We start from the raw sequence: 3,253 nt of genomic DNA, 5'->3' as shown, positions 1-3,253 counted from the left end.
AGGTGATGGAGGGCGATGTGCAGGGCGAAGAGTGCGGGTTGGGTGTAGCGGGTCTGGTCGAGGAGTTCGGGGTGGTGGTCGATCACCTCGCGCAGAGGCGTGTCCAGGTGCGGATCGAGATGGGCGACGACCTCGTCGAAGGCGTCGGCGAACACCGGGTACGCGGCGCGGAGTTCGGCGCCCATGCTCGGTCGTTGGCTGCCCTGCCCGGTGTACATGAACGCCGTCCGGCCGGGTCCGGCGAGCCGATGGCCGTTTACCGCGGTGTGCAGGCTTCGGTCCTGTACGAGGGCGGACAGCCCGGCCAGGAAGTCGTCGCGACGGATGCCCACGACGGCCGCGCGCCGGTCGAAGACGGTTCGCCGGGTCGCGAGCGTGCCCGCGATCGCGGTGAGGTCGGCGTCGGGATGTGCCGTGACGTACGCGTGCAGCCGCTCGGCCTGCTCCCGCAGTGCCTGCGGCGTGCGGGCGGACAACACCCACGGCAGGGGCCCCGACGGCGACACCGCCGCGGTGGCCGGGTCGTCCTCGTTCGTCCGCGCGGCGGTCGAACCGGTGTCCGGACGCTCGGGATCCGCCGCGGCCTCCTCGGCGGGCTCGGGTTCGGGGGTCTGTTCCAGGATCACGTGGGCGTTGGTGCCGCTGATCCCGAAGGAGGAGACGCCCGCGCGGCGGGGATGGTCGGTCTCGGGCCATGGTTCCGCCTCGGTCAACAGCGATACCGTGCCGGCCGACCAGTCGACGTGCGGCGCGGGCTCGTCCACGTGCAGCGTCTTGGGCAACACCCCGTGCCGCAGGGCCAGCACCATCTTGATCACCCCGGCGACGCCCGCCGCCGCCTGGGTGTGTCCGATGTTCGACTTGATCGAGCCGAGCCGAAGCGGCGGCCCGCCCTGGCGGTCCTGCCCGTAAGTGGCGATCAGCGCCTGGGCCTCGATCGGGTCACCCAAGGTGGTGCCGGTGCCGTGCGCCTCCACCGCGTCGACCTGATCCGGCGTCAATCCGGCACTCGTGAGGGCCTGTTGGATCACCCGCTGCTGGGACGGGCCGTTGGGCGCGGTGAGTCCGTTGCTCGCGCCGTCCTGGTTGACCGCCGAGCCGCGGATCACTGCGAGTACGTGGTGCCCATTGCGTCGTGCGTCCGCCAACCGCTCGACCAGCACCAGTCCGACGCCTTCGGCGAACCCGGTACCGTCCGCGCTGCCGGCGAACGAGCGGCACCGCCCGTCGGGGGAGAGCCCGCGCTGCCTGCTGAACTCCACGAACAGCCCCGGAGTGGCCATCACCGTGACACCACCCGCGAGCGCGAGCGAGCACTCGCCCTGTCGCAGCGACTGGACCGCCAGGTGCAGCGCGACCAGGGACGACGAGCAGGCCGTGTCCACCGTCACCGCGGGACCCTCGAGACCGAAGGTGTAGGACAGGCGACCGGACGCCACGCTCGTGGTGTTCCCGGTCAGCAGATAGCCCTCCAATGCCTCCGGTGCCTGGTGCAGGCGCGGCGCGTAGTCCTGCGCGATGGCGCCGACGAAGACACCGGTGTCGCTGCCGCTCAGCGCCGAGGGCCGGATCCCGGCCCGCTCGAAGGTCTCCCAGGCCGTCTCCAGCAACAGCCGCTGCTGCGGGTCGGTGGCCGCGGCCTCGCGGGGGTTGATCCCGAAGAACGCGGCGTCGAAGCCGTCCGCGCGCTCCAGGAAGCCGCCGGTCCGGGCGTAGGAGGTCCCGGGGTGTTCCGGGTCGGGATCGTACAGCCCGTCCAGGTCCCAGCCGCGCCCGGCGGGGAACCCGCCGATGGCGTCGGTGCCGTCCGCGACCAACCGCCAGAGCCCCTCGGGGGTGTCGACGCCGCCGGGGAACCGGCAGGCCATGCCCACGATCGCGATCGGCTCGTGCTTCTCGGACTCCACCTCGTGCAGTCGGCGACGGGCCTGGTGCAGGTCCGTGGTCACCCGCTTGAGATAGTCGCGAAGCTTCTCCTCGTTGGCCATCTGGCGTAACACTCCCTAACGCGAAACCGCGAAGTCACTGTGGTCGGAACGGGTGATTCAGGAGATGCCGAGCTCGTTGTCGATGAAGTCGAAGATCTCGTCGTCGGAGGCTGCGTCGATCTTCTCGGCCACCGCGGCGTCGCCGCCCGGGGCACCGGTACGGCTCGCCGACTCGTTGAGCCGGACCACGAAGTCCGCCAGCCGGGCGGCCAAACGTTCCCTGGTCCCGTCGTCGGGCACGGCGGTGGCCAGCGCCGCCTCCCACCGATCCACCTCGGCGAGCAGCGGCAGCGCGGGTGCGTCGGCGGGCACCAACTCGGTACGCAGAAACTCGGCCAGGACGCTCGGCGTCGGGTGGTCGAAGACCAGCGTCGCGGGCAGGTGCAGGCCGGTCGCGATGTTGAGCCGGTTGCGCAACTCGACGGCGGTGAGCGAGTCGAAGCCCAGTTCCTTGAACGCCTTCTCCGCCTCGACGGACTCGGACGCCGAGTGCCCGAGCACGGCCGCCGCCTGGGCGCGTACCAGTTCGAGCAACCGCTCCCGCGCGTCGTCGGGGGACAACGCGCGCAGCCGGTCCGCGAGCGAGGCCGAGATGTCGCCGGGTGCCGCGGGCGCCTCGGCCGCGCGGCGGAGCCGCGCCCGCACCAGGCCGCGCAGTACCGCGGGTACCCCGTCACCCGCCCGGGTGCGCAACGTCGCCAGGTCGAGCGGGAACGGGATGAGCACCGGTTGCCGCAGATCCGCCGCCTCGTCGTACAACGCCATGCCCTGCGTGCTGGTGATGGGCAGGAAGCCCGTGCGCGCGAGTCGCTCGACGTCCGAGTCGTCGAGATGGCCGGTCATCCCGCTGCTCTCGGCCCATAGCCCCCAGGCGAGCGAACTGCCGGGAAGGCCGCGGGTGTGTCGGTGGTGGGCGAGCGCGTCGAGGAAGGTGTTGGCGGCGGCGTAGTTGGCCTGACCCGGATTGCCGAGGGTGCCCGCGGCCGAGGAGTAGAGGACGAAGCGCGCGAGGTCGTGGTCGCGGGTCAGCTCGTGCAGGTTCCACGCGGCGTCGACCTTCGGACGGAGCACGGCATCGACGTGGTCGTCGGTGAGCCCGCCGAGGACCGCGTCCCGGAGCGTGCCTGCGGTGTGGATCACGGCGGTGAGCGGGTGCGCCGAGGGGATGGCGTCGAGGAGTTTGGTGAGCGCGGTGCGGTCGGCGGCGTCGCATGCGGTGATGGTGATCCGGGCGCCGAGTGCGGTGAGTTCCTCTTGGAGTGCTG

2 protein-coding genes are annotated in these 3,253 nt (G+C 71.7%); both read right to left on the bottom strand.

The genetic code is table 11. The features are described 5' to 3' along the window. Positions 1-1,988, bottom strand: a 1,988-nt coding sequence (locus ACZ4FV_RS51870; RefSeq protein WP_465328410.1) for a type I polyketide synthase, incomplete at its 3' end; no start/stop codon positions are given. 57 nt (positions 1,989-2,045) lie between these two features. Further along, the coding region (locus ACZ4FV_RS51865; RefSeq protein WP_465328408.1) for a type I polyketide synthase at positions 2,046-3,253 on the bottom strand (1,208 nt) is incomplete at its 5' end.

The sequence above is a fragment of the Embleya sp. NPDC025285 genome (assembly GCF_055558835.1).
The sequence above is the reverse complement of the archived record's forward strand: the minus strand, read 5'-3'. Positions and strand labels throughout refer to the sequence as shown.